Below are 26,041 nucleotides of genomic sequence, written 5' to 3' on the forward strand. Positions count from 1 at the left end.
AATCGCGGTTATTTTTTTGTCAATTTACTGACAAGTTAATTCAAAGGAATAGTTTTTGCAATTATTCATTTGAATTTGTAATTTTACAAGAATTAAAAAAAAACAATAATGGATGACAATTTTTCTCCAAGAGTTAGAGATGTAATCACTTACAGTAAAGAAGAGGCCTTACGTTTAGGTCACGACTTTATTGGTACAGAACATTTAATGTTGGGCATATTACGAGATGGAAACGGAAAAGCTGTCTCCATACTTAATAATCTAGAGGTCGATTTAGAACACTTAAGAAAAAAAGTTGAGATTTTGAGTCCGCCAAGCATGAACAGCGAACTCAATATTGAAAAGAAAAATTTACACTTAACACGGCAAGCTGAACGTGCACTAAAAACAACTTTTTTGGAAGCCAAAGTTTTCCAAAGTAGTTCTATCAGTACTGCACACCTATTATTATGTATTCTGAGAAATGAAAACGACCCAACTACAAAATTGCTCAACAAATTAAAAATTGATTATGAAAGGGCAAAAGAACAATATTTAAACATGACGCCAAACGACAACGATTTTATGGAAAATTTACCAAAAAACGAATCTTATAATGATGATTCAAGTCATGATGACGGGTTAAAAGATGCTAATTTTAACAATCCATCAAACAAAACAAACAAGAAGTCTAAAACACCAGTGTTAGATAATTTTGGGCGTGATCTTACCGAAATGGCAGAAGAAGGCAAACTTGATCCTGTTGTAGGTAGAGAAAAAGAAATTGAACGAGTATCACAAATATTAAGCCGAAGAAAGAAAAACAATCCGTTGCTTATTGGTGAACCCGGTGTAGGGAAATCGGCTATTGCAGAAGGACTGGCTTTACGAATTATCCAAAAGAAAGTTTCTCGTATCTTATTTAATAAAAGAGTCGTTACCCTTGACTTAGCTAGTTTAGTAGCAGGCACCAAATACCGAGGCCAATTTGAAGAACGAATGAAAGCGGTCATGAACGAATTGGAAAAAAATGACGACATCATCTTATTTATAGACGAAATTCACACTATTGTAGGCGCTGGAGGCGCTACAGGATCTCTCGACGCTTCCAATATGTTTAAACCAGCTCTGGCAAGAGGAGAAATTCAATGTATTGGAGCCACGACTTTAGACGAATACCGTCAATATATCGAAAAAGATGGTGCTCTTGAAAGACGTTTTCAAAAGGTGATTGTGGAACCAACTTCAGTACCAGAAACAATTACCATACTGAACAACATTAAAAACAAATACGAAGACCATCACAATGTTACCTATTCTGCAGAAGCCATAGAAGCTTGTGTCAAATTGACCGATCGATATATGTCGGAACGATTCTTACCCGATAAGGCTATCGATGCTTTAGATGAAGCGGGTTCGCGAGTTCACATCACAAACATTGATGTTCCTAAACAAATTCTAGATTTAGAACGTCAATTAGAAGAGGTACGCGATCAAAAAAATTCGGCTGTAAAAAGACAAAAATACGAAGAAGCCGCCAAACTTCGGGATGATGAAAAAAAATTGGAAAAAGATTTGGCGTTAGCACAGGAACAATGGGAAGAAGATGCCAAAGCCAATCGTATTATAGTAACCGAAAACAACGTAGCCGATGTGGTGTCTATGATGACTGGAATACCAGTAAACAGAATTGCACAAACTGAAAGTAATAAGTTAGCTAATTTACCACAACTACTTCAAGGAAAAGTAATTGGTCAAAATGAAGCGGTATTAAAAATCGCAAAATCAATTCAAAGAAATAGAGCTGGTTTGAAAGATCCGAATCGCCCTATAGGATCGTTTATTTTCCTTGGTTCGACTGGGGTTGGAAAAACCCAGCTAGCTAAAGTATTAGCTAAAGAACTTTTCGACTCTGAAGAAGTGCTTATTAGAATCGATATGAGTGAGTACATGGAAAAATTTGCCGTTTCACGTTTGATTGGTGCTCCTCCAGGTTATGTTGGCTATGAAGAAGGCGGACAATTAACCGAAAAAGTAAGACGAAAACCGTATTGTGTGGTGTTGTTGGATGAAATTGAAAAAGCGCATCCAGATGTATTCAACATGATGCTTCAGGTCTTGGATGACGGATATCTAACGGATAGTCTGGGTAGAAAAATTGATTTTAAGAACACCATTATTATCATGACTTCAAATGTGGGTGCACGTCAATTGAAAGATTTTGGTCAAGGTGTCGGATTTGGAACAGCTGCCAAAGTAGCTCAAGCCGACGAACATTCTAAAGGAATTATTGAAAATGCTTTAAAGAAAACTTTTGCTCCTGAATTTTTAAATCGTATAGATGATGTGATTGTATTTAATTCACTTGAAAAACATGATATTAATAAAATTATTGACATTGAATTATCAAAATTATACGCTCGTATCGAAGATTTAGGCTATCATCTAACTCTTTCAGAACAAGCTAAAGCGTTTATTGCTGAAAAAGGTTTTGACAAACAATTTGGGGCAAGACCTTTAAAAAGAGCTATTCAAAAATATGTAGAAGATTCTCTTGCTGAAGAAATCATTACCTCTAAAATTAGTATGGGAGACGAAATAACCATGAATCTTGAAGAAGGTGCGGAAGAGTTGACCATAAAGATTCGAAAAGCAGAAAAACCTATAAATTAATTACGTAAAATAGTAGCTTTATCTTTGAAAATAAAGCTGTTATTTTTTAGTGCCTAAACAAAACAAATACTTTAATCAATCTTTAAAATAAAATTTAAATGGCTTTAATAAATCCACATAATCAATTTTAACGGAAATGCAGAAGAAGCATTCCTTTTTTACCAATCTGTTTTTGGAGGTGAAATTTCAAAAATTATCAGATTTAAAGACATTGCTAGTGATGAATTCCCAATTCCTGAGCATGAACATAACAAAATAATGCATATTGAATTACCTATTGGTCCCAATGTATTAATGGCAAATGATGTTCCAGAAAGTATAGGCACAACAAATGAAAACGAACACCGCAGTAAAATTTCTATTAGTACATCAAGTAAAGAAGAAGCTGATAGTATTTTTAATGGTTTATCTGCTTACGGACAAGTAGAAATGCCTTTAATTAATAGCCCTTGGGGAACTTATTTTGGTATGTTTAGAGATAAATACGGAATTGAATGGATGATTTCTTTTGAATCAAATTAATTTAAATCACGTGTTTAAAAAAACTTCTTTAAGTATTAGAACTTGTGATAGTCGCTTTATTTGTTATTAGTGAACATCTATACACTCATAATATATGCTACTGATTTTTCTAAACTTAAAAAATTAAAAACAAAGATTTTTTCATAAAATTAAAATCATGAGTAAAAATAAAGTTACAAAACACCGCGTATTTACAGCAACTCCAGAAAAAGTGTATAAAGCCTTTACTGACGCCGACGCTCTGGCATCATGGATAGCACCCTATGGCTTTCTTTGCAAAGTCCATAGCATGGAGCTGCAAGTGGGAGGTCATTATAAAATGGCATTTACCAATTTCGGTACCGGTAGCAGTCATTCTTTTGGTGGGGAATATCTGGAAATCATTCCTAACGAAAAACTAGTCTATACCGATGTATTTGATGACCCTAACTTACCCGGGCAAATGATAACCACTATAACCTTACGAAAGGTATTGTGTGGCACAGAACACATAGCAACCCAAGAAGGCATTCCCGACGCCATTCCAACAGAAATGTGCTATTTAGGTTGGCAAGAGTCAATAGACAAATTAAAACACTTGGTAGAACCTAACATTCCAGATGCGTAGTTGAATCTACTTAAACTAAACCACCTCCTTAAAGTAATATTTAAGTAGGTGTTTTTTTTTACAATAGTTTAACAACTTCTCTTTACTTTACTTTACTTTACTTTACTTTACTTTACTTTACTTTACTTTACTTTACTTTACTTTACAATCAAATAATGACACTCTAAAAAAAAAAAAAATACTATGCGCGCATAAAATTTAACACACTTTATATGCATGCATAGTATTTTTTATTTATCTTTGTTTAAAATTTAGTATAGATCTTATGAAAGATAAGACCATAGATTACATCCTTAGAGCAACATGGCAAGCGGTTTCTAGAATGTACAACGAAGAAGCCTCAAAGTTTGATGGCTCAATGGCTATAGGATTTGCATTACTGAGCATTGATAAAGAAGACGGCACCCCATCAACCTACGTTAGTAACCGGATGGGTATGGAACCTACTTCGCTTACACGTACTTTAAAAACACTAGAAGAAAAAGGATTAATCACTAGAAAAAAAAATCCAGAAGACGGTAGAGGCGTATTGATTTACCTCACCGAACTGGGAAAAGAGAAAAGAGAATTATCGAAAGCTACAGTACTAAAATTCAACGAAACCATAAAGAAAAACATCAGTGAAGAAAAACTTAATCACTTTATGGAAGTAGCCGAAGTAATTAATGATTTAATAATAGAGAAAAAAATTTTCTAACAACTATTTTAAATTTTGAATGATAAATTTTAAATGATTTTAATTGAAAACAATTCAATCCCAAAACACTACTAATTTAAAATTCAAAATTTATAATTTAAAATACTATAAATGAAACGAATCATCAAAAAAGTGGCCGTAGTTGGATCTGGAATTATGGGTTCTGGGATTGCTTGTCATTTTGCTAACATTGGCGTAGAGGTATTGCTTTTAGACATTGTTCCAAATGCACTCACCGAAGCAGAAGAAAAAAAAGGACTGACTCTAGAAAGCAAAGTGGTACGCAATCGCGTAGTGAACGACCATTTGGCCAATGCTTTAAAATCGAACCCCTCTCCTATTTACAGTCAGAAGTTCGCCAGTAGAATCACCACAGGAAACACTACCGACGACATGTCGAAAATTGCGACTTGCGATTGGATTATTGAAGTAGTTGTGGAGCGTTTGGACATCAAAAAATTGGTATTCGAACAAATCGATAAGTTCCGTAAACCTGGTACACTGGTGACCTCAAATACCTCGGGAATTCCAATTCAATTCATGAGTGAAGGACGTAGTGAAGACTTCCAATCGCATTTCTGTGGCACGCACTTCTTCAACCCAGCGCGTTATTTAAAATTGTTTGAAATCATTCCGGGACCAAAGACAACAACCGAAGTATTGGAGTTCTTGACGAACTATGGCTCTCAATTTTTAGGTAAAACTTCGGTAGTAGCCAAAGACACGCCGGCTTTCATAGGAAATCGTATTGGTATCTTCGGAATTCAGAGTTTGTTTCACTTGGTTAAAGAAATGGGATTGACTATTGAAGAAGTCGATAAACTAACGGGGCCTGTCATTGGTCGCCCAAAATCAGCTACTTTTAGAACTGTTGACGTGGTTGGTTTAGATACTTTGGTTCACGTAGCCAACGGTTTGTATGAAGGTTGTCCTAATGATGAGGCACACGACTTATTCAAACTCCCTGATTTCATCAACAAAATGATGGAAAACAAATGGTTGGGTAGTAAAACAGGTCAAGGATTTTATAAAAAAGAAGGAAAAGAAATTTTATCATTAGACTTAAATACCCTAGAATACAGAGCGGCTAAAAAAGCATCTTTTGCCACCTTAGAATTGACTAAAACTATTGAAAAACCTATTGATAGATTTAAAGTTTTAGTAAAAGGAAAAGACAAAGCAGGCGAATTCTACAGAAAGAACTTTGCTGCCATGTTTACCTATTGTTCTAATAGAGTTCCAGAAATCACGGACGACTTTTACAAAATAGACGATGCGATGAAAGCCGGTTTCGGTTGGGAAAACGGACCATTCGAAATTTGGGATGCCATTGGTGTGGAAAAAGCAATCAAATTAATGCAATCGGAAGGCTATGCTCCTGCAGCTTGGGTAACCGAAATGATAGCGTCAGGTAATACTTCTTTTTACAGCGTTAAAAATGGAAAAACGTGTTACTACAATACCACTTCTAAAACGCAAGAAGAAAAACCAGGTCAAGATGCCTTTATTATTTTAGATAACATTAGACAAAATCACAAAGTTTGGGGCAACTCAGACGCAACTGTTTTCGATTTAGGAGACGGTATCTTAAACTTAGAATTCCATTCTAAAATGAATACCATTGGTGGAGGGGTTTTAACCGCTATCAACAAAGCCATTGACTTAGCCGAAAAAGAATACCGTGGATTGGTCATTGGAAATCAAGGGGCTAATTTCTCGGTAGGTGCCAACATCGGAATGATTTTCATGATGGCTGTTGAGCAGGAATACGACGAATTGAACATGGCCATCAAGATGTTTCAAGACACCATGATGCGCGTACGTTATTCGGCAATACCTATTGTGGTTGCGCCTCACGGTATGACGCTTGGCGGTGGTTGCGAGATGACCATGCATGCCGACCGTGTGGTAGCTGCAGCAGAAACCTATATTGGTTTGGTAGAATTTGGTGTTGGTGTGATTCCAGGTGGCGGTGGTTCTAAAGAAATGGCTTTACGCGCTTCCGACCTATTCCGTAAAAACGATGTGGAATTGAATGTATTGCAAGAACATTTTCTAACAATCGGAATGGCAAAAGTAGCGACTTCGGCTTATGAGGCATTTGATTTAAGCATCTTACAAAAAGGAAAAGATATTGTGGTAGTGAATAAAGACCGTCAAATTGCAGTCGCTAAACAAGTGTGTTTACAAATGGCAGACCAAGGGTATACACAACCTGTAAGAAGAACCGATATCAAAGTTTTAGGAAAACAAGCCTTAGGGATGTTCTTAGTAGGAACCAACCAAATGGTAGCTGGAAAATACATTTCAGAACACGATTTAAAAATTGCCAACAAATTGGCTTATGTCATGGCAGGAGGCGATTTGTCTGAACCCACTTTAGTAAGTGAACAATATTTATTAGACATTGAAAGAGAAGCCTTCTTGAGTTTGTGTACCGAAAGAAAAACGTTGGAGCGCATCCAATTTATGTTAACAAAAGGAAAACCGCTTCGTAATTAATTATTTTGAATTCTAAATTCTAAATTTTAAATGATCACCAATCATATAAAATAGACTTAATTTAAAATTCATAATTTAAAATTTAAAATAGAAAAAATGAAAACAGCATATATAGTATCAGGCTTTAGAACAGCCGTTGGAAAAGCTCCAAAAGGTGTTTTTCGTTTCAAACGTCCGGACGAATTAGCCGCAGAAACCATCGAACACATGATGGCTCAGTTTCCTGATTTCGACAAAAAACGCATCGATGACGTAATGGTAGGAAATGCCATGCCCGAAGCCGAACAAGGTTTAAATGTAGGACGTTTAATTTCCTTAATGGGATTGAAAGTAACCGACGTTCCTGGGGTAACAGTTAACAGATATTGTGCCTCTGGATTGGAAACCATCGGAATGGCAACCGCTAAAATACAAAGTGGTATGGCCGATTGTATCATTGCTGGTGGTGCCGAAAGCATGAGTTACATCCCGATGGGTGGCTACAAACCTACACCGGATTATGGTGTGGCAGCAGCAGGTCACGAGGATTATTATTGGGGAATGGGATTAACTGCCGAAGCTGTTGCCAAACAATTCAACGTGTCGCGTGAAGACCAAGATGAGTTTGCGTTTAACTCACATCAAAAAGCCTTGAAAGCCCAAGCAGAAGGTAAATTTGATCAGCAAATTGTTCCGATTACGGTAGAACAAACGTTCATCAATGAAAACGGTAAAAAAGAAACCAAATCGTATGTGGTAAATAAAGATGAGGGACCAAGAACCGATACCAATCTGAACGCTTTAGGAAAACTAAAACCAGTATTTGCAGCCGATGGTAGTGTTACCGCAGGAAATTCCTCTCAAATGAGTGATGGTGCGGCTTTTGTATTAATTATGAGTGAAGAACTGGTCAAAGAATTGGGCATCACTCCTATCGCCCGATTGGTAAATTTTGCATCAGCTGGAGTTGAACCGAGAATTATGGGAATTGGTCCAGTCAAAGCCATTCCAAAAGCTCTAAAACAAGCTGGTTTAACGTTAAATGATATCGATTTAATCGAACTAAACGAAGCTTTTGCATCACAATCTTTAGCTGTCATTAGAGAATTAGGTTTGAATCCTGATATTGTAAATGTCAATGGTGGTGCGATAGCTTTAGGTCACCCGCTAGGTTGTACTGGAGCTAAGTTGTCGGTTCAATTATTTGAAGAAATGCGATTAAGAAAATCAAAATACGGAATAGTAAGTATGTGTGTGGGAACAGGTCAAGGATCAGCTGGCGTTTTTGAATTACTATAACAACCAACTATTAAAAAATAAAAAAATGGAAATTACAAGAGGTGGACAATTCTTAGTTAAAGAAACAAAATGTGAAGACATCTTCACTCCTGAAGATTTTTCGGAAGAACAAATCATGATGCGTGAAAGCGTTAAAGAGTTTGTAGATAAAGAAATTTGGCCGAACAAAAATCGTTTTGAAAGTAAAGATTATGCTTTTACAGAAGAAATGATGAAAAAAGCTGGAGAAATGGGTTTTTTGAGTGTCGCAGTACCAGAAGCTTATGGCGGAATGGGGATGGGATTCGTGGATACCTGCTTAGTTTGTGATTACATTTCAGGGGCTACTGGCTCGTTTTCTACTGCCTTTGGAGCGCATACCGGAATTGGTACGATGCCCATTACCTTGTATGGAACTGAAGCGCAAAAGCAAAAATACGTTCCAAAACTAGCTTCAGGCGAATGGTTTGGTGCATATTGCTTGACAGAGCCCGGAGCAGGTTCTGATGCTAATTCGGGGAAAACTAAAGCCGTATTATCAGAAGATGGTACTCACTACAAAATTACCGGAGGTAAAATGTGGATTTCAAATGCGGGTTTTTGTTCACTTTTTATTGTATTTGCTCGTATTGAAGACGATAAAAACATCACCGGTTTCATTGTAGAAAATGACCCTTCAAATGGCATTACGCTTGGTGATGAAGAACATAAATTAGGAATTCGTGCCTCCTCTACGCGACAAGTATTTTTTAATGAAACCAAAGTTCCCGTGGAAAATATGTTGGCAAGTCGTGGAGAAGGTTTTAAAATAGCCATGAACGCACTTAATGTTGGTCGTATTAAATTGGCTGCCGCTTGTCTGGATGCGCAACGCCGTGTGACATCTAATGCTATTCATTATGCTAATGAACGAGTTCAATTTAACACACCTATTGCTAATTTTGGAGCTATTCGATACAAATTAGCTGAAATGGCTACTTCAGCTTATGCTGGAGAAAGCGCTACCTATCGTGCCGCAAAAGACATTGAAACACGAATTAAAATACGTGAATCGGAAGGTGCCTCACATCAAGTAGCCGAATTGAAAGGGGTTGAGGAATTTGCCATTGAATGTTCTATTCTAAAAGTTGCCGTATCCGAAGATGTTCAAAATTGTGCCGATGAAGGTATACAAATTTATGGCGGAATGGGATTTTCAGAAGACACTCCAATGGAAAGTGCATGGCGCGATGCTCGTATTGCTCGTATCTATGAAGGAACGAATGAAATCAATCGCATGCTTTCTGTTGGAATGTTGATAAAAAAAGCGATGAAAGGCCATGTCGATTTATTAGTTCCAGCTATGAAAGTACAAGAGGAACTAATGGGTATTCCATCATTTGACACACCTGATTATTCAGAATTATTTTCGGAAGAAAAAGAAATGTTAGCCAAATTGAAAAAAGCGTTCCTAATGGTGGCCGGAGCTGCCGTTCAAAAATATGGTATGGATTTAGATCATCACCAACAATTATTGACTGCCGCAGCCGACATGTTGATTGAAATATACATGGCTGAAAGTACGGTCTTAAGAACTGAAAAAATGGCAAAAAAACAAGGTGAAAATAATGTCCAAGAACAAATTGCTATGGCAAAACTATACTTATATAAAGCTGTAGATATTGTTGCTTTACGAGGTAAAGAAAGCATCATCTCATTTGCCGAAGGTGATGAACAACGTATGATGCTTATGGGATTACGTCGATTTACAAAATATACCAACATGCCTAATATTGTAGGATTGAGAGAACTAATAACAGCTAAATTGGTTAAAGAAAATCAATACTGTTATTAATTTTAGTTTATTTTTTTGTTGACGAAGCTATTCATTATTTTGAATGGTTTCTTTTTTTTAAGATAAATTTAAAACAATATAGATCATAAATAAGTACATTTGAATAAAATTTAGATCAATTCTATTATGAAAAAAATACTACTTACATCATGCATTGCTGTTGCAATCGCAATAGCGTGTAAATCCGGGGGTACAACTCCTACAAATACTATTTCCATTGCACTAGAGTCTAAAAGCGGTAGTACAGTTACAGGAAATGCTACTTTTACTGAAAAAAATGGCATAGTTACCTTTGAAGCAAAATTATCAGGATTAAAACCAGGCGTTCATGGTATTCATATTCATGAAAAAGCAGATTGCTCAAGTGGCGATGCTACTTCGGCTGGTGGGCACTGGAATCCAACTCACGTAAAACATGGCAAATGGACCGATGCTGAACATCACAAGGGGGATATTGGAAACTTTACAGCAGATGAACAAGGAAATGCTACCATTACTCTAAAAACCGACGAATGGTGTATCGGATGTGGAGATACCAACAAAGACATTCTAGGAAAAGGATTGATTGTACATGATAAAGCTGATGATTTTGTAACACAACCTACAGGAAATGCTGGTGCACGTGTAGCATGTTCAGCAATCATAAAATAGTTTTACCTTTTTTAGTATAGCCTAGTGTATGTATCTTTAGAGTATACACTAGTTTTTTTTTATGCTTATAAAACCATTTAATGTCTTCAAAGTAAGATTTCTTCTTTTTTTATGGTTAACTTTGACCCTTCTTTCAAAAAAGAAAGCTACATGATGACATTTGAAGACTTACATTTATTACGAAATATACAACAAGCCTTAAAAGAAGAAGGGTATGAAAATCCTACCCCTATTCAAGAGCAAGCCATTCCTATAATTTTAGAAGGAACCGATTTAGTTGGATGTGCCCAAACAGGAACTGGAAAAACAGCTGCTTTTGCGATACCTATATTAAATACCTTACATCGCATTGTTGGAGGCGCTTCAAAAAGAAAGTTAATTCGAACTTTAGTAGTAACCCCCACGCGTGAATTAGCAATTCAGGTTGAAGAAAGCTTTTCTACTTATGGGAAATATACCAATATTCGATCGATGGTTGTTTTTGGTGGTGTCAATCAAAATAACCAAGTAGACCAATTAAAAAAAGGCGTTGATATTTTAATTGCCACTCCAGGGAGGTTGCTTGATTTACATAAACAAGGTTTTATCTCTTTAGATCATTTACATTACCTTGTTCTAGACGAGGCCGATTTGATGTTGGATATGGGTTTTATAAATGATGTAAAAAAAATAATTAAACTCACACCTGAGAATCGACAAACGTTACTTTTTTCTGCAACAATGCCTATACCTATAAGGGAATTAGCTGACACCTTTCTTACCAAAGCAAAATATGTTTCTGTAACACCTGTTGCGTCAACAGCTGAAAAAATACATCAAAAAGTTTATTTTGTTGAAAAAGAAGACAAACGAAAATTATTGTATCATATCATACGAAATGACAAAATAGAGAATGTTATTGTTTTTACGAGGACTAAACATGGAGCCGACAATGTCGTTAAAGCCTTACGAAAAAATAATGTTTTGGCTGAAGCAATCCATGGAGACAAGTCACAATCGGCAAGACAACGGGTTTTAGATGCTTTTAAAAACAAAGAAATTTCAGTTTTGGTTGCCACTGACATTGCTGCTCGGGGCATTGATATAGAAAGCTTGCCTTTTGTCATTAATTTTGATTTGCCTAATATTCCTGAAACGTATGTTCATCGTATAGGAAGAACAGGACGAGCAGGTAATTCTGGCGTAGCGATTTCTTTTTGTGGAAAAGACGAACTCACCTATTGGAAAAATATCGAGAGATTAACTCGAATTAATGCCAAAATTATTACTGATCATCCGTTTCCTTTCAAGGAAAATACAACTGAAGCTGAAACACAACCCAAAACTGATTTTAGAAATAAAAACAAGGAAAAATCAAGAAAATCTACCGCATCAAAAAAAAATAAGAAGCGCTGGTATTAAATTTATCTGACGAAAGACACAGCTATTTGAGCTGCCAATCGAGCATTGTTTTTTATTAAAGCGATATTAGCCTCCAAACTCTCTCCTTGTGTGTGGTCTGCAATATATTTTAATAAAAATGGAGTTACTGCTTTTCCTTTTATTCCTTTTCCTTCTGCAGCGGTAAGCGCTTCAACAATATGTTTCTGAATTTGTGTATCATTCATTTCGTAGGCAACAGGAACAGGATTAGCTATTAATACAGAACCCTTTAAATCCAAATCCCACTTGGTTTTTAGCATCGAAGCTATATCTTGTGGGCTATCCAAACGCAATGGGGTTGAAAAACCACTTTTTGAGGAATAAAAACTTGGAAATTCATCTTGATTGAATGTTACCACGGGTACCCCCAACGTTTCTAAATACTCTAGGGTGAGTCCAATATCTAAAATAGACTTAACACCCGCTGCTACAACAGCCACATTTGTGTGCCCCATTTCTGTTAAATCCGCAGAAATATCCATCGTTGTTGCTGCACCACGATGAACTCCTCCAATACCCCCCGTAGCAAATATTTTTATTCCAGCCATAGCGGCAATTCTCATCGTAGCTGCTACTGTAGTTGCACCAAGCAATTTTTGAGAAATAACAAAAGGCATATCTCTCAAACTAACTTTCCATACGTGTTTTTCTTGAGCAAATTCGTCAATCGCTTCATTAGTTAGACCTACATAACATTTTCCTTCTTTTATGGCTATGGTGGCTGGAACTGCACCTTGACTTCGAACTTCCTCCTCTACTTGTTTGGCAGTAATGGCATTCTGAGGCCATGGCATTCCGTGTGAGATAATAGTAGATTCTAAAGCTACAATTGGCAAATTATGATCTAGAGCTTGTTGTACCTCTGAACTAATACACAAAAAATCAGTGTTATTCATTATAATATTTTTTATTTTTTTCAATTAATATTTCTGGAGTAATATCGTAGTTTACAGCACCATTGATTTGTAACACTTCTATAGCTAAGGTATGTGCTAGCTGTAATGCCTTTTGAATTTGTTGCTTTTGAATAACACCAAACATCCAGCCCGCCAATGCTGCATCTCCTGCTCCAGTGCTATCTACAATGTTTATCTCAGGAACTCCTAATGCAATAGCATCCGATTTTTGATAAAAAACAGAACCTGATGCCCCTTTACGAACCCAAACAATTTCTACTCCTTGAGCTAGTATTTTTTGTGTTTGTTGTGTTTCAGAGAGGTTATCTTGATGAGCAAGCACCTTGAGTTCCTCTTCATTGGGTGTTATCATAAAAACACCATCCAAATTTAAGGACGTTAATTTTTCAGCTTTTAGTACTGAAACGGGCTCTATAATAAGTTTTTGATGATGAGTTCGTGAAAAATTTATAATCCATTGTATGGCTTCTTTGGAGAGATTAGTGTCAATAATGATGTATTCAAAAGTTTGAATATAATTAGAGTTAGAGGCCAAGAAAATTGGATTAATTGACTTCTCAGAAGTGTCCTGGCAAACTGCTATCACTAAATTACCATCTGGATTTAGTATGGATACATATTTTCCCGTACTATCATCTGTAAGACATGAATTACCATAATCTACATTTGATTCAGTTAATTTTTCTGTGATAAACTTTGCATCAGAGTCTTTCCCTAAAGTTGTGATTAAAGACGGTTTACACTGCAGTAATCCTAGATGTTGTGCAATATTGCCAATTACACCACCAACACTACTCCTTTTCTGAGCGGGATTTGATGTGTACCAAAGACACTTTTGTTCGCAAAAATACAATTCATCAAGCAACGTGGCGCCAATACACAATACCTTTTTATTCATGAAACAAATATAAAACAATAAAATAGAAAGAATACAAATTTGAAAAACAAATCGGTTACATTATTTGTAGTTCTAACCCGTAGTGCATTATAAAAAAAGTAGTGTATTTAATTTTAAAAAAATGAAAAAGTAAGTTTGAATTCTCACAAATAAAAACACTGTCTTTATTTCACAAAATTTTATCATTTGTACCTCATTTTAGCTTTAAGTTTACACTACTTTTGCTAAAAAAAACAGAAATGGCTCGATTTCAAGAAAATGACTTACCTAAAGCTAAGCTCAATGCAAATGCCTTAAAGAAGGTAACCCTTATTTTTCGCTATGCACACACACATCAATGGAAATTCTACTTAGGATTGTTTTTTCTATTACTAACTGGTGCCACAGCCCTAGCCTTTCCAAAACTTCTTGGCATGTTGGTAGATTGTGTCAATAACAAAGACCTAATCAAAGCCAAAAACATTGCTCATGTCTTAATGGGCATATTGTTTTTACAATCGTTCTTTTCATTCTTCCGTTTATCTTTGTTTGTAAACTTTACCGAAAATACGCTTGCTAATATCCGTGTGGCGCTTTATAGTAATTTGATTAAACTACCGATGACGTTCTTTTCTCAAAAACGTGTGGGCGAATTGAACAGCCGCATTAGTGCCGATATCACGCAAATTCAAGATACTTTAACCTCTACCATAGCAGAGTTTTTAAGACAATTCATCCTGATTATTGGAGGGATTATTTTCTTAGCTACCATCAGTTTGCGCTTAACCTTAATGATGTTGTGTATCGTTCCTGTAGTTGCAGTTGCTGCTGTTATTTTTGGACGGTTCATTCGTAAGTTTTCTAAAAACGTACAAGACCAAGTAGCCGAAAGTCAGGTAATTGTTGAAGAAACCCTGCAAGGCATTACCAATGTGAAAGCCTTTGCTAATGAATGGTATGAAATTGCACGTTACAAAGGTAAAATTAACGAAGTGGTAAAATTAGCCATCAAAGGAGGTCAATACCGTGGCTATTTTGCTTCATTCATTATTTTTTGTTTGTTTGGTGCTATCGTTGCTGTGGTTTGGTATGGTGTTAGTTTGTGTATTAGTGGTGAAATAAAAGGAGTCGGCGAATTGATTTCATTTGTATTGTATTCCACTTTTATAGGAGCTTCTTTTGGGGGTATCGCCGAATTGTATGCGCAGATTCAAAAAGCAGTAGGTGCTACCGAAAGAGTCTTTGAATTGCTAGACGAAACCCCTGAAAAAATCAATGCGACACAAAAACATCCGACTGAAAAAATAAACGGAGAGGTTACGTTTAAAAATGTGGCGTTTCACTACCCTTCTCGACCAGAAGTTCAAGTGTTGAAAGACGTTACTTTTACGGCTAACTTCGGACAAAAGATTGCGCTTGTTGGGCCGAGTGGCGCTGGAAAATCAACGATATCTTCCCTCCTGCTTCGTTTTTATGCTATTGAAAGTGGACAGATTTTGATTGACAATAAAAACATTAATGAGTATGATTTGGAACACCTTCGTGGCAATATGAGTATTGTTCCGCAAGATGTGATTCTATTTGGAGGTACTATTAGAGAAAATATTGCTTATGGAAAACCCGATGCGACTGAAGAAGAAATTATTACCGCAGCGAAACAAGCCAATGCCTTGGATTTTGTGAATGGATTTCCTGAAAAGTTTGATACTTTGGTGGGCGAACGTGGCATCAAATTGTCTGGTGGTCAACGCCAACGTATTGCAATTGCAAGAGCCTTGCTTAAAAATCCGAGTATCTTAATCCTGGATGAAGCTACTTCGTCATTAGATAGTGAAAGTGAAAAACTGGTTCAAGAAGCCTTAGAAAACTTGATGCAAGGCAGAACCAGTATCATCATTGCACACCGCTTAGCTACCATCAGAAATGCCGACGCTATTTTGGTCCTTAACGAAGGAAAAATAGCCGAAAGCGGAACACACAAAGAATTACTGGAAATTGAAAATGGAATTTATAAGAATTTAAGCAACTTGCAGTTTAGTGAGTATTAAAAAAATAGCCCCAGATTCACAGATTTTTTTAGTTTAATCAGTCATCTGTGGCTAATATAAATCTATTTAGGTTATAGATAACGTTCTTCAAATATCTTTTGATGGTGATTTTGATGTCCGATAATCACAAATCCAAGCGCCCGTACCGACATAGGATTATTAGATGCGATTCCTTTTCTCAAAAGTTGTTTTTCATGGAACGATTTAAACAATACTATCGTAGCGTGTCGCACGGCCGATAATTCAGTTAGCAACTCCATAATGCTGCGTTTGTTGCCATAAGCTTCCTCTACATAATCATTTTCTTCAAAACCTGGCAATTCGGTTGTATCATTTCTTGCAAATCGTAAGGCTCTGTATGCAAAAACTCGTTCGGCATCAATAATGTGTTGGATAATATCTTTGATAGTCCATTTGCCTTTGGCATAGCGATAATCAAATTTATCCATAGGGATATCTTGGACAAACTTGATGAAACGGTGCAAGGAAATTTCAAGTTCTTCAACTAAATTGTATTCTTCAGAAACTTGTTTAATGTAGTTTTCGTAATAGGTAGCGTATTCGTTGGGTTGTACTTGTGAGGGTTTCATAGTATTAATTAAAATCAAAAATATGGCTAAAATTGGAAATGAAAAAAAAACTAAAGCAAGGTATTTAATAGCACTTCTTGTCAATTTAAAATACTGCACCATTTCTTCTCTAAGCCTACTAGAATCTGCACGTTCACACATATCGCGTAAAGACCCCTTCCCTTCCATATATTAACGACAGGAAAAGCCGCATCTTCAATAGCATCGAAAAGAATTATTTGACGCTCCACATATTGAATAAATCGAAACATCAGATTTATCTTATCTTCCTCAGAAAAAGAATTAAGATAGGTATCAAAAAAAGTGTCTACTATAGCAATTGGTGAAAGGTTATTCTTAAACCCTTGGTCACAAATCTCACTAAAAAGTGGCAACAAAACACCTGTGTTATCAATAGCGTCGAAAGGTAATGTAATAAACACACTGTTGTAAATATGATGTTTATACAATACGTTTTGATTAAATCGCTCTATTTTAGGAAGGGTATACATAGGAACACATTAAATTTCAACAACCTTTTTAAACTAAAAGCCAATTGTTAATTGTACCCCACAATATACTGATTTATTTTAATATCACAAAACAAGTAATTGATTTTAAAAATAAAAGACCTCAAAGTAAAACAACTTGAGGTCTTTAAATAACCTAACATTAACTTAACTACTAAATATCTTTGAAAATAGTATGCATCAAACGTTTTTTATCATTGATGCTCTCTTCTAACGAAATCATGGTTTCTGTTCTGTACACACCTTCAATATCATCAATCATAAAAATAACATCTTTTGCATGTTTGGTATCTTTAGCTCGAATCTTACAAAAGATATTAAACTTCCCAGTGGTAACATGAGCTACTGTTACAAAAGGTATGTCATTGATGCGCTCTAAAACAAATTTTGTTTGTGATGTGTTGTTCAGAAACACCCCTACATAAGCAATAAAAGAATACCCCAATTTTTCATAATCTAGAGTCAAGGAAGATCCCATGATTATTCCTGCATCTTCCATTTTTTTAACTCTAACATGAACTGTTCCTGCCGAAATTAATAACTTTTTAGCAATATCTGTAAACGGAACTCTTGTGTTATCAATCAACATATCCAAAATTTGATGATCTACTTCATCCAAACGAAACTTACTCATATCTTTTTATTTTACTTATAAAATTATAGGACTTTACAAAGTAATGCATTTTTTATATTAAAAAACAAATATTTTTGTTATTTTTTTACTCCGTTAACAAATTTAATAGTGTTTTCTAAGTAAAAAGTTGCTTTTTTATTAATATTCGGAATATTATTACTGTCGTCAGAATATTTCATTTTATGTGCATTATATTGATAATGTGCATAAAACCCTTTCAATGTTCCAATGTCAGCAATGTAAGCATTAAATACTATCGCTCCGTCTACCAACTCTTCTTTGTATTGCGCAGCAAAATTCGTAATTATTTCTTTATCATCATAATTTATTTTAACATTTTTATAAATAAAATCGTAAAAACAGACTTTATTTTGAGGAATATTTAAATAAAGCTCATTTTTATTATCAACTACATCGTTTTCGTATATATGACACAAACCCGAAATTAAAGCAATAAAAATCATTTTACGAGTATATTCTCTGTAATAATCGTCTTGATAATGCCCTGCTTCAAAAAGTATGGTTGGAACTTGCAGACTTGTAAACCTATCTCCAGTACAATTCAAATTAAAACTGTCATCAAAACGTCCAACTTGATTGGGTATGTAGTTTTGTAACGCCTCATGCATTGCCACAATCACATTCATTGCTTTACTTCGGGTGTTATTTATTGTGCGGCGCTCATCAAATGAGGGAGCTAAAAAGGAAACTGTTGCCACATGTCCCGTATCACCTGCACCAAAAATAGTTCTTTGATCATGTAGATTAAAACAAAAATCAGGCTGAAAGTTATCAAAAGCGGATCGTAACAACTTACTTTCGGGTTGAGATAAATCAACAGCATCTCGATTCAAATCGACTTTATTAGCATTTTCTCTGGTGTATAATTCTGCCCCATCAGGATTAACCATAGGCAAAATACAAAAAGTAAAGTTTTGCCAAAGATTTTTTGCTAACAACTCGTTGGAATGAAGAAAATGAAGAAAATCAAATAACGCTTTGGTAGTAGTACTCTCGTTTCCATGCATTTGAGACCACATCAAAATCCTAATTTTTCCAGTCCCAAAAGTGTATTGATAAATGGGTTTATCTAAAACCGAACGACCAATGATTTCACAAGAGTATTTCTGCAATAAGGGCTCCATTTCTTTAAGAGTGATATAGCGACCGAAAAGTGCATGTTCTTTAAACTGTTTATGTAACTCAATATAATCCATACTTATGCTTTAGGTTGAAATTGTCGTTCAGGAAATTTTCCGAGTACCCCATCAAAAAAATGAAGATACCGTTCCAAATCGGACTCATAATTCCCCGTTGGATAAAGTGGTTCGCCAATATTCACTTCTTTTTTTCCGTAATCAAAAGCTACTGGAATTATTGGTACTTTGGCTTTAAGTGCGATATAATAAAATCCTGATTTTAATTCGGTTACTTTTTTTCTTGTTCCTTCTGGAGCTATAGCCAAACGAAAGGTGGTTCTGCTACCAAACACATCAACAATAGCATCAACTAAATTTTTACCTCCACTCCGATCTAATGGCGCTCCGCCAATAGCTCTAAAATAATGTCCAAAAGGAAATACAAACAATTCTTTTTTTCCAACAAAATTCATTTCTTGATGCACAATTCCTCTCACAAAAAGTCCAATAAAAAAATCAAAATTACACGTATGAGGCAAAACCGCGATAACGCATTTCTTTATTTGCTCATCAAAAGAGCCTGTGATGCGCCACCCCATGAGTTTAAAAAAAATAAATTGATACAGACGTTTTTTCATGTCAAATAATTTGTGTAAATTTATGATTTATCTTCAATTTTGAGAAAAATATACTATGTTATCTAAATTTTTAAGTTTTTTTATCCCTATAACCATCTATAAAACGAATTCTGAAATTAGTAAATCATTGGAAGTAACTTGGAATAATGGCGAACTCGTTTTAGACAGTAAGAACACTAATTATTCCTACGGGAGTTTGCAACGCATCTTGAGAAAAGGTCTAAAATATATTGGTTATCAACGAATAAAAAATTACGATTCCATTTTGGTGCTTGGGGTTGCAGGAGGGAGTGTCATCAAAACACTTAAAAACGAACTTCACTTTAACGGCAAAATTACTGGTGTCGAAATTGATCCTGAAGTCATGTCTATTGCTAAAAACTATTTTCAATTGGATTCCTATTCCAATCTAACCTTACTTATCGACGATGCATTCGAATTTGTGTTGAGAACCAAAGAAAAATACGATTTAATCATCATTGACATTTTTCAAGATACCACCATGCCTTCTTTTTTATTCGAAGATCATTTTATTGAACGCATCAACTTTCTTCTTAAGAAAAATGGCTTTATTTTATTCAATACTATGGTGTTAACTGAGAAAGATCGCATTCGGAATCTGGAATACAAAAAAAAGTTTAGCGGTAACTACTCACTCAGAATGTACCCAAAAGTGGAGGTGCATAACGAATTGTTTACCATTAAAAAATTAGATGTATGAATTCTGTTTCTCATTTCTTTCGTAAACTTTTGTTAGGCAAAATCACTAAAAAAGAAAAAGTTAAGCATAACCCCATTCAAAAGAGACTGCTTAACATCAAAGCCATTTGGAATAACGACCATCAAGACGATAATGGTTTGGAAAAAATGGTTCGTTTGATTCTCTCCATCTCGCAATTATTTTTTCCTGGGATATACCTTAAATACTTAGCTTGCAAAAAAGGGCATGAATACCAAGATTTGGTTATGGATTTTTATATTCTTGCAAAATTTGTTTTTCCTATTTTAATTCTGAAAAATCACTGGGAAAATACCTTTTGGATGGTTGGAATCATGACTTATGTTTTGTTGGAAACCTTTTTATACATCCCTACTTTAATTTTTGCTTCCGATTTATTCTCAAGACCCCGTTCGTATAAACGTTCAATGTTGATGCTGTTTTTTAATTACTTGGAAATAATTTGTTCCTTTGGGGTGCTGTACGCTGTGGGAGGACACACCATGAACAAACCTTTTACACATTGGTTTGATGCCATTTACTTTAGCTTGGTTAGTTCCAATTCCATAGGGTTTGGGGATTATTATCCTGTAACTACTTATGGTAAAGTATTGGTTAGTATTCAAGCTATGTTTTTTCTGACGTTTGTTGTCTTGTTTCTTAACTTCTTTTCTACCAAAGTAAAAAACAAAGGCTATTTTGACGATGATGAAATAGCATAACCTGAGGAATTTGAAATAGAAATCTTAAATCATTTTTCGTGCTTTTTCTAAATCTTCAGGTGTGTCTATGCCAATGCCAACATGATGAGTTTCTACCATTTTTATTCGCTTTCCATATTCGAGGTAGCGTAATTGCTCTAATTTTTCTGAAGCTTCTAGGGATTTCATAGGTAAGTTTGAAAAATCTAACAAGGCTTGTTTTCGAAACGCATAAATTCCAATATGCTGAAAATAGCGAACGCCTACATTTTTTTCACGGGCATATGGAATGACAGAACGTGAAAAATAGAGGGCAAACTGATTTTGATCGACCACTACCTTAACATTATTAGGATTATTGATATCTGTTTCATCAGAAATCTCTCTCATTAATGAAGCTAAATCAATAGTTTTAGCCGCATCTTCTTTAAAAACATCTATAAGTTTTTTTAAGGATTCAGCATCAATAAATGGTTCATCGCCTTGCACATTGACCACTACATCTACTTCAACAGATTGCACAGCCTCGGCAATGCGGTCACTGCCACTTTCATGTGCTTTGATAGACATGATGGCTTGTCCACCATGAGACACAATCTCATCAAAAATTAAATGGGAATCGGTTACAACAAAAACGTCATCAAAAAGATTTATTTGTTTTGCTGCTTCATACGTTCTTAAAATAACCGTTTTTCCATTCAAATCTTGCATCAATTTTGCCGGAAAACGAGTAGAAGCATACCGCGCTGGAATAACAGCAATAACTCTCATAATTTGTTTTTTTTTTGACAAATATACTATATTCAATTTTGTACTGCTTCGTAAATAGTATTCTTTTTTTGAATATCTTAGCCCATTAAAACCAAAAAAACGAGATGAAAAAAATCATTTTCCTTGTCTTTTTATTCAGCTTTACCCTTCAAGCACAAATGGTAAAAGACACGACAGTAGTAGAAAAAGACACCGTAATTGATGTAAAAAGCTCTTGGTATGGTCGTTCAATGTTTACAGCATTAACAACAGGAGGTGATGCTAAAAATGAAACCTTATCACAACGAATAACTCGTAATATTGAAATTGGAAAATCCTTTGGCTCTGTTGATGTGGGTTTGGCATTAGGAGAGTACAAACATTCCGTAATCGATAGTACAAGCATCAAATATACCGAACTCAGACTTACAATGGATGCCTGTCAATTTGGTATTTTTAGCAACGAAATTTCTGTAGGTGCTGGCTATGTCTTTCAATCCAAAACCCCAGTCATGATGGAGATTTCTTCTACCCTATTTGCTCAAATTGAAGCGCATTGGGGGCTTGGATTTGTTTTTGGAAATGTTGACTTTGTTGGGAATTACAATGATATGAATAAAAGTTTTTTCGGACTCTATTTTCGTTATGGTTTAATGCGGAATGAAGGGGGAATTTTAACAAACAAATTGAGAATTATCGAAACAAGCCGAAGGCATCGACTCCGAAAAAAACACACTATTTTTTAAACTATTCATGATAAAATTTAAAGTTTTTAAATATTACTTTCCTAATCAATCAAAAAAACTAGATTTGTGATCTAGATTTTAATTCAATTAATTTACTTTTTAACAAATGAAAAAACTATTTATTGCACTAATTCTATTTTCTATTACTTATACAAATGTTGTAGCTCAAGAAATTGAAATAAAAGACAACAAAGTCCTTCTAGATGGTAAAGAATTTTTAAAATATGAAAAATCAAATATTTTTAATCATTCTTTTTATTCATTACTTAACGATGATGAAATTTTATTTTTCCGGTTCGATCAAAATGAAACACCAAATTATTTAGATGATGATTATTTTGTTTTAAACTTTTTAACAGAAAAAATTAAAATAGAGTCCAAAAACAAAAGTAAAGTTTTTGCAGGTCTAGGCATGAATTCAAGAAAAAATATGGAAAAAATGATTACATGGCTTCTTTCTGAAAAAGTACTAAACCCAGATGGCACAATTAATAGACAAAAACTTGAAATTTTTCATGAAAAATATGATGAAAATATTACAAATCGAACCATACGTAATTAGGTCATGATCAATAATGTCAAAGTTTACTTGAAAAATACATGAGCTATAAATTGACTACAGGATTAATTCTATGGATTGTTTTTGTAGTATTTGTTCTTTTTTCAGCACTCATAAACGGAATTAAATAATCCCTATTTTTATGAAAATTGATTAAATTTTATTAGGATCGCAAAATAGTGTCAAAATTAGGTTTGAAATAATTAGGCCCCTTGAGAACTTTACCATCTTCACGATAAATAGGCTTACCATCCTCTCCTAATTTACTCATATTACTTCTTTGAATTTCATCGAAAACAGCCTCAATTTTGTGTTGCAAGCCATGTTCTATGATTGTTCCACACAAAATGTAAAGCATATCGCCCAAAGCATCAGCAATTTCGACAATATCGTCAGCTTGTACAGCTTGAAGATATTCTTCATTCTCTTCTTTCATCAAATTAAAACGTAACCTATTTTTATCATTTCCTAATGTCCCTCGAAGAATTTCACTGTATCCAATTCCAAAAGCGGAATGAAATTCTTGAACAGCTTGTAATTGTTTTTGCATCTTTTAATAATTTATTTAGATGCCAAAGTACAAATTATCGAAGCAAATACATAAATTTGTTGAAAAAAATATGTTTTCTAAAGGTCAATTGTTTTTTGCTGGATTTTTCATTATTGCATTTGTTATAGGCATGATATATGCTTACAGAAAAGACAAAGCTTTACACGCTTTATTCTACAAAGGAAATTACAAAATTTTACTCGGCTTTATTGCTTTCGTAATTTTACTATTTATAATAAAAATAGTTTTCAAACATTAATTCAATACAATTATAGTTTTTACTTCAGTTTTTTTGATATATTAATAAAGATTCATTAATTTTCTTATATTTACATCGCTTTTATAAAGGTCGTATGCGTATTTTTAAATATATTATACTCTTGTTGTTGTTGTTCCTGATTGGACTCACCGTTTTTATTGCAACTCAAAGACCTCACTATGATGTCTGTATAAGTAAAATCATTAAAAATCCGAAAAAGACAACCTTTACCTTTGTAAATGATTATCGAAATTGGGAAACATTTATGCAATGGTCTTCTGATGAAAATACGTTGACCTATACTTTTCCCGAGAATACTTCTGGTGTTGGAGCGTCATGTTCTTGGTCGAGTCCGAATGAAAAAGGGCACTTAAAAACCCTTTTTGTTAAAGAAAACGACAGTATTGCGCAATGGTTTCTAAAAAATGATAAAGTTTCTACTCTTTCATGGAAATTTAAAGATACTATTGGTGGTACAAAAGTAACTTGCTGCAGCAAAGGAACACTTGATTTTAAATCGAAAGTAAAAGCTTTTTTTGAAGGAGGTGTCTCGCAAACAATTCGCAATGCTTTTGAAAAAAGTTTAGACCAATTAAACACGGTTCTCGACCATGAAATAAACACCTATAAAATTAAAGTGAATGGGGTTGTAACAAGACCTGAAACACGTTATATCAAACAATTTACTTCTTGTTCTCAAAAAAACATAGATCATTATGTAAAAATTATGGTGCCTCGAATGGAACATTTTTTTACAAAAAATTCCATTCGTAAAAGTGGTCCCTTATTTATCATGTATCACAAATACGATAGACAGCAAGACGCTATTAATTTATCTGTTTGCATGCCTATTCGAGATTCTATATATATTAATTCGGGAAGTGATATGGAAAGTGGTAGTTTACCCAGAAACACTTATTTAAAAACTACATTGACTGGGGATTATTCCCACACACAACAGGCATGGAAAAGAGCACTGAATTACATTTCCCAAAACCATTACCAACGAATTTCAGATTCTCCAATTCTTGAGGTATACCTCAAAGGACGAAAAGACATCAAACAACCTTCAAAATGGATTACAGAAATTTACATTCCTGTATATCCTAAAGCAACTCGAATTTTAGTGAAAAAGACCGTCGATTCTACAGCAGTATCGGGAACTATTTCAAACGAAATTCCTTAAGCTAAAAAATGTATAAATTTATAAGTATTTTAAACCTTTTCTAGTATCTTTATTCCAATAGAAAAAGGGGTCTTGACAGAAGAACAGAAATTTATAGAAGCATTACTAAATCCTCAAACACAAAATAGTGCTTTTGAGAAGTTGGTGCGCGACTATCAAAAACCTTTATACCATCATGTTAGAAATATTGTTATTGACCATGATGATGCAGCCGATGTGCTACAAAACACCTTCATAAAAGTCTTTCACTATCTAAAAGATTTTAAAGGAGAGAGTAAGCTTTTCTCATGGATGTACCGTATTGCTACAAATGAAGCGATTACTTTTTTAAACCAAAAAGCAAAACGAAATGGAATGTCTATCGAACTGCAACAAAGTAAAAGCATAGATGCATTGGCTACTGATCCCTATTTTGATGGAAATTCTATACAATTAAAATTACAAAAAGCAATAGCTCTATTACCAGAGAAACAACAATTGGTTTTTAAAATGAAATATTTTGAAGAACTCAAATACGAACAAATCTCTGAAATATTGGGTACTTCTGTGGGAGCCTTAAAAGCTTCCTATCATCATGCCGTGAAAAAAATTGAAGAATATTTACTAAACCATTAAACCTTTCTATTTTAATAATGTCAAAGAAATATGAAAAATATAGATCTTACAAATGCTGAAAAAATAACTACGGGTTTTCTAGTATCAGATGCTTTTTTCGAACAATTTTCAGAAAAAGTACTGCATCAAACAACTAAAAATTCTACTGTAAAAGTTATTTCTTTTCATAAAAAGGTAAAAAAATGGAGTATGTCTGTTGCAGCTATTCTCGTTTTAACCTTATCCTTACCAGTCGCTTATCATATCCAAAATAATGCGAGTAACGAACTATCAAATGATGAAGTAGAACATTATTTGATTCATCACACCACCCTTACCGATGACGATGTAATCAATGCCCTCGATCAAAAAGACATCGAACAGTTAAAAGTATCAAAACCTATCGAACATAACGTTATAGAAGAAACCCTTTCGACCAATAGTGATTTAGAATATTATATTACAAATGAAACAAACTAACT

26 protein-coding genes are annotated in these 26,041 nt (G+C 34.6%); 17 read left to right on the top strand and 9 right to left on the bottom strand.

Features of this window, described 5'->3' with window-relative positions; translation table 11 throughout:
• Positions 1-108 precede the first annotated feature (108 nt).
• The 9 genes from CLV55_RS11860 (at position 109) to CLV55_RS11900 (ending at position 12,123) form a co-directional block, all read left to right on the top strand.
• Entirely contained in the window at positions 109-2,652 is a 2,544-nt protein-coding gene (locus tag CLV55_RS11860; RefSeq protein WP_112114019.1) for an ATP-dependent Clp protease ATP-binding subunit, read from the top strand.
• Positions 2,653-2,772: 120 nt separating this feature from the next.
• The gene (locus tag CLV55_RS11865) at positions 2,773-3,174 is read left to right on the top strand and encodes a VOC family protein (RefSeq protein WP_317048375.1); all 402 of its coding nucleotides are present in this window, start codon (positions 2,773-2,775) and stop codon (positions 3,172-3,174) included.
• Between the two features lie 157 nt (positions 3,175-3,331).
• Entirely contained in the window at positions 3,332-3,781 is a 450-nt protein-coding gene (locus CLV55_RS11870; RefSeq protein WP_112114021.1) for an SRPBCC family protein, read from the top strand.
• Positions 3,782-4,046: 265 nt separating this feature from the next.
• The gene (locus CLV55_RS11875; protein ID WP_112114022.1) at positions 4,047-4,478 is read left to right on the top strand and encodes a MarR family winged helix-turn-helix transcriptional regulator; all 432 of its coding nucleotides are present in this window, start codon (positions 4,047-4,049) and stop codon (positions 4,476-4,478) included.
• Positions 4,479-4,589: 111 nt separating this feature from the next.
• Positions 4,590-6,980, top strand: coding sequence for a 3-hydroxyacyl-CoA dehydrogenase/enoyl-CoA hydratase family protein (locus tag CLV55_RS11880; protein ID WP_112114023.1), 2,391 nt, complete (start codon positions 4,590-4,592; stop codon positions 6,978-6,980).
• Between the two features lie 96 nt (positions 6,981-7,076).
• Positions 7,077-8,258, top strand: a complete 1,182-nt coding sequence (locus tag CLV55_RS11885; protein WP_112114024.1) for an acetyl-CoA C-acyltransferase — start codon at positions 7,077-7,079, stop codon at positions 8,256-8,258.
• A 25-nt stretch (positions 8,259-8,283) separates the two neighbouring features.
• Entirely contained in the window at positions 8,284-10,071 is a 1,788-nt protein-coding gene (locus CLV55_RS11890) for an acyl-CoA dehydrogenase family protein (RefSeq protein ID WP_112114025.1), read from the top strand.
• Positions 10,072-10,197: 126 nt separating this feature from the next.
• Positions 10,198-10,722, top strand: a complete 525-nt coding sequence (locus CLV55_RS11895; protein ID WP_112114026.1) for a superoxide dismutase family protein — start codon at positions 10,198-10,200, stop codon at positions 10,720-10,722.
• A gap of 153 nt (positions 10,723-10,875) precedes the next feature.
• Positions 10,876-12,123 carry a DEAD/DEAH box helicase gene (locus CLV55_RS11900; protein ID WP_112114046.1) on the top strand — a complete coding sequence of 416 codons (1,248 nt, stop codon included), beginning with the start codon at positions 10,876-10,878 and terminating at the stop codon, positions 12,121-12,123.
• Positions 12,124-12,125: 2 nt separating this feature from the next.
• Here CLV55_RS11900 and CLV55_RS11905 read toward each other — a convergent pair whose 3' ends face one another.
• Positions 12,126-13,040 carry a pseudouridine-5'-phosphate glycosidase gene (locus CLV55_RS11905; RefSeq protein ID WP_112114047.1) on the bottom strand — a complete coding sequence of 305 codons (915 nt, stop codon included), beginning with the start codon at positions 13,038-13,040 and terminating at the stop codon, positions 12,126-12,128.
• Complete coding sequence (locus tag CLV55_RS11910; RefSeq protein ID WP_112114027.1) at positions 13,033-13,959, bottom strand: PfkB family carbohydrate kinase; 927 nt, start codon at positions 13,957-13,959, stop codon at positions 13,033-13,035. The genes CLV55_RS11905 and CLV55_RS11910 overlap by 8 nt, the downstream gene beginning before the upstream one ends.
• A 239-nt stretch (positions 13,960-14,198) precedes the next feature.
• On the opposite strand from CLV55_RS11910, the gene CLV55_RS11915 reads away from it, so the two are divergent.
• Positions 14,199-15,986, top strand: coding sequence for an ABC transporter ATP-binding protein (locus CLV55_RS11915; protein WP_112114048.1), 1,788 nt, complete (start codon positions 14,199-14,201; stop codon positions 15,984-15,986).
• Positions 15,987-16,057: 71 nt separating this feature from the next.
• Here CLV55_RS11915 and CLV55_RS11920 read toward each other — a convergent pair whose 3' ends face one another.
• The 5 genes from CLV55_RS11920 to CLV55_RS11940 form a co-directional block, all read right to left on the bottom strand.
• Positions 16,058-16,576: a DinB family protein gene (locus CLV55_RS11920; protein WP_112114049.1), complete on the bottom strand. Its 519-nt coding sequence runs from the start codon at positions 16,574-16,576 to the stop codon at positions 16,058-16,060.
• 80 nt (positions 16,577-16,656) lie between these two features.
• Positions 16,657-17,067, bottom strand: a complete 411-nt coding sequence (locus CLV55_RS11925) for a hypothetical protein (RefSeq protein ID WP_394338247.1) — start codon at positions 17,065-17,067, stop codon at positions 16,657-16,659.
• A 172-nt stretch (positions 17,068-17,239) separates the two neighbouring features.
• Positions 17,240-17,719 carry an Lrp/AsnC family transcriptional regulator gene (locus CLV55_RS11930; protein ID WP_112114028.1) on the bottom strand — a complete coding sequence of 160 codons (480 nt, stop codon included), beginning with the start codon at positions 17,717-17,719 and terminating at the stop codon, positions 17,240-17,242.
• A 77-nt stretch (positions 17,720-17,796) separates the two neighbouring features.
• Positions 17,797-18,936 carry a M14 family metallopeptidase gene (locus tag CLV55_RS11935; RefSeq protein ID WP_112114029.1) on the bottom strand — a complete coding sequence of 380 codons (1,140 nt, stop codon included), beginning with the start codon at positions 18,934-18,936 and terminating at the stop codon, positions 17,797-17,799.
• A 2-nt stretch (positions 18,937-18,938) separates the two neighbouring features.
• Positions 18,939-19,496 (bottom strand): 1-acyl-sn-glycerol-3-phosphate acyltransferase, encoded by a 558-nt coding sequence (locus CLV55_RS11940; RefSeq protein ID WP_112114030.1) that lies wholly within the window; start codon positions 19,494-19,496, stop codon positions 18,939-18,941.
• Between the two features lie 55 nt (positions 19,497-19,551).
• On the opposite strand from CLV55_RS11940, the gene CLV55_RS11945 reads away from it, so the two are divergent.
• Together CLV55_RS11945 and CLV55_RS11950 are read left to right on the top strand one after the other, a co-directional pair.
• A complete protein-coding gene (locus CLV55_RS11945; RefSeq protein WP_112114031.1) occupies positions 19,552-20,217 on the top strand; it encodes a spermidine synthase in 666 nt (221 codons plus the stop codon).
• Entirely contained in the window at positions 20,214-20,936 is a 723-nt protein-coding gene (locus CLV55_RS11950; RefSeq protein ID WP_112114032.1) for a potassium channel family protein, read from the top strand. The genes CLV55_RS11945 and CLV55_RS11950 overlap by 4 nt, the downstream gene beginning before the upstream one ends.
• Before the next feature lie 24 nt (positions 20,937-20,960).
• On the opposite strand, the gene kdsB is transcribed toward CLV55_RS11950, so the two are convergent.
• A complete protein-coding gene (gene kdsB / locus CLV55_RS11955) occupies positions 20,961-21,686 on the bottom strand; it encodes a 3-deoxy-manno-octulosonate cytidylyltransferase (protein WP_112114033.1) in 726 nt (241 codons plus the stop codon).
• Positions 21,687-21,790: 104 nt separating this feature from the next.
• On the opposite strand from kdsB, the gene CLV55_RS11960 reads away from it, so the two are divergent.
• Entirely contained in the window at positions 21,791-22,411 is a 621-nt protein-coding gene (locus CLV55_RS11960) for a hypothetical protein (protein ID WP_112114034.1), read from the top strand.
• Positions 22,412-22,517: 106 nt separating this feature from the next.
• The gene (locus CLV55_RS11965) at positions 22,518-22,973 is read left to right on the top strand and encodes a hypothetical protein (protein WP_112114035.1); all 456 of its coding nucleotides are present in this window, start codon (positions 22,518-22,520) and stop codon (positions 22,971-22,973) included.
• 160 nt (positions 22,974-23,133) lie between these two features.
• Here the strand turns inward: CLV55_RS11965 and CLV55_RS11970 are convergent, their stop codons facing one another.
• A complete protein-coding gene (locus tag CLV55_RS11970; RefSeq protein WP_112114036.1) occupies positions 23,134-23,520 on the bottom strand; it encodes a pyrophosphohydrolase domain-containing protein in 387 nt (128 codons plus the stop codon).
• 353 nt (positions 23,521-23,873) lie between these two features.
• Between CLV55_RS11970 and CLV55_RS11980 the strand changes: the two genes are divergently transcribed.
• The 3 genes from CLV55_RS11980 (at position 23,874) to CLV55_RS11990 (ending at position 26,039) form a co-directional block, all read left to right on the top strand.
• On the top strand, positions 23,874-24,965 hold the full coding sequence (locus CLV55_RS11980; protein ID WP_112114037.1) for a GyrI-like domain-containing protein: 1,092 nt from the start codon (positions 23,874-23,876) through the stop codon (positions 24,963-24,965).
• A gap of 72 nt (positions 24,966-25,037) precedes the next feature.
• Positions 25,038-25,580, top strand: a complete 543-nt coding sequence (locus CLV55_RS11985; protein WP_112114038.1) for an RNA polymerase sigma factor — start codon at positions 25,038-25,040, stop codon at positions 25,578-25,580.
• Between the two features lie 30 nt (positions 25,581-25,610).
• Entirely contained in the window at positions 25,611-26,039 is a 429-nt protein-coding gene (locus CLV55_RS11990) for a hypothetical protein (RefSeq protein WP_112114039.1), read from the top strand.
• The last annotated feature ends 2 nt before the right edge of the window (positions 26,040-26,041 follow it).

The organism is Flavobacterium aciduliphilum (assembly GCF_003268855.1).
Taxonomy (GTDB): domain Bacteria; phylum Bacteroidota; class Bacteroidia; order Flavobacteriales; family Flavobacteriaceae; genus Flavobacterium; species Flavobacterium aciduliphilum.

Bases quoted from the DNA above. Each gene is read 5' to 3' on its own strand.
- CLV55_RS11860 (WP_112114019.1), top strand. From the start codon at position 109: ATGGATGACAATTTTTCTCCAAGAGTTAGAGATGTAATCACTTACAGT.
- CLV55_RS11870 (WP_112114021.1), top strand. From the start codon at position 3,332: ATGAGTAAAAATAAAGTTACAAAACACCGCGTATTTACAGCAACTCCA.
- CLV55_RS11875 (WP_112114022.1), top strand. From the start codon at position 4,047: ATGAAAGATAAGACCATAGATTACATCCTTAGAGCAACATGGCAAGCG.
- CLV55_RS11880 (WP_112114023.1), top strand. From the start codon at position 4,590: ATGAAACGAATCATCAAAAAAGTGGCCGTAGTTGGATCTGGAATTATG.
- CLV55_RS11885 (WP_112114024.1), top strand. From the start codon at position 7,077: ATGAAAACAGCATATATAGTATCAGGCTTTAGAACAGCCGTTGGAAAA.
- CLV55_RS11890 (WP_112114025.1), top strand. From the start codon at position 8,284: ATGGAAATTACAAGAGGTGGACAATTCTTAGTTAAAGAAACAAAATGT.
- CLV55_RS11895 (WP_112114026.1), top strand. From the start codon at position 10,198: ATGAAAAAAATACTACTTACATCATGCATTGCTGTTGCAATCGCAATA.
- CLV55_RS11900 (WP_112114046.1), top strand. From the start codon at position 10,876: ATGACATTTGAAGACTTACATTTATTACGAAATATACAACAAGCCTTA.
- CLV55_RS11905 (WP_112114047.1), bottom strand. From the start codon at position 13,040: ATGAATAACACTGATTTTTTGTGTATTAGTTCAGAGGTACAACAAGCT.
- CLV55_RS11910 (WP_112114027.1), bottom strand. From the start codon at position 13,959: ATGAATAAAAAGGTATTGTGTATTGGCGCCACGTTGCTTGATGAATTG.
- CLV55_RS11915 (WP_112114048.1), top strand. From the start codon at position 14,199: ATGGCTCGATTTCAAGAAAATGACTTACCTAAAGCTAAGCTCAATGCA.
- CLV55_RS11920 (WP_112114049.1), bottom strand. From the start codon at position 16,576: ATGAAACCCTCACAAGTACAACCCAACGAATACGCTACCTATTACGAA.
- CLV55_RS11925 (WP_394338247.1), bottom strand. From the start codon at position 17,067: ATGTATACCCTTCCTAAAATAGAGCGATTTAATCAAAACGTATTGTAT.
- CLV55_RS11930 (WP_112114028.1), bottom strand. From the start codon at position 17,719: ATGAGTAAGTTTCGTTTGGATGAAGTAGATCATCAAATTTTGGATATG.
- CLV55_RS11935 (WP_112114029.1), bottom strand. From the start codon at position 18,936: ATGGATTATATTGAGTTACATAAACAGTTTAAAGAACATGCACTTTTC.
- CLV55_RS11940 (WP_112114030.1), bottom strand. From the start codon at position 19,496: ATGAAAAAACGTCTGTATCAATTTATTTTTTTTAAACTCATGGGGTGG.
- CLV55_RS11945 (WP_112114031.1), top strand. From the start codon at position 19,552: ATGTTATCTAAATTTTTAAGTTTTTTTATCCCTATAACCATCTATAAA.
- CLV55_RS11950 (WP_112114032.1), top strand. From the start codon at position 20,214: ATGAATTCTGTTTCTCATTTCTTTCGTAAACTTTTGTTAGGCAAAATC.
- kdsB (WP_112114033.1), bottom strand. From the start codon at position 21,686: ATGAGAGTTATTGCTGTTATTCCAGCGCGGTATGCTTCTACTCGTTTT.
- CLV55_RS11960 (WP_112114034.1), top strand. From the start codon at position 21,791: ATGAAAAAAATCATTTTCCTTGTCTTTTTATTCAGCTTTACCCTTCAA.
- CLV55_RS11965 (WP_112114035.1), top strand. From the start codon at position 22,518: ATGAAAAAACTATTTATTGCACTAATTCTATTTTCTATTACTTATACA.
- CLV55_RS11970 (WP_112114036.1), bottom strand. From the start codon at position 23,520: ATGCAAAAACAATTACAAGCTGTTCAAGAATTTCATTCCGCTTTTGGA.
- CLV55_RS11980 (WP_112114037.1), top strand. From the start codon at position 23,874: ATGCGTATTTTTAAATATATTATACTCTTGTTGTTGTTGTTCCTGATT.
- CLV55_RS11990 (WP_112114039.1), top strand. From the start codon at position 25,611: ATGAAAAATATAGATCTTACAAATGCTGAAAAAATAACTACGGGTTTT.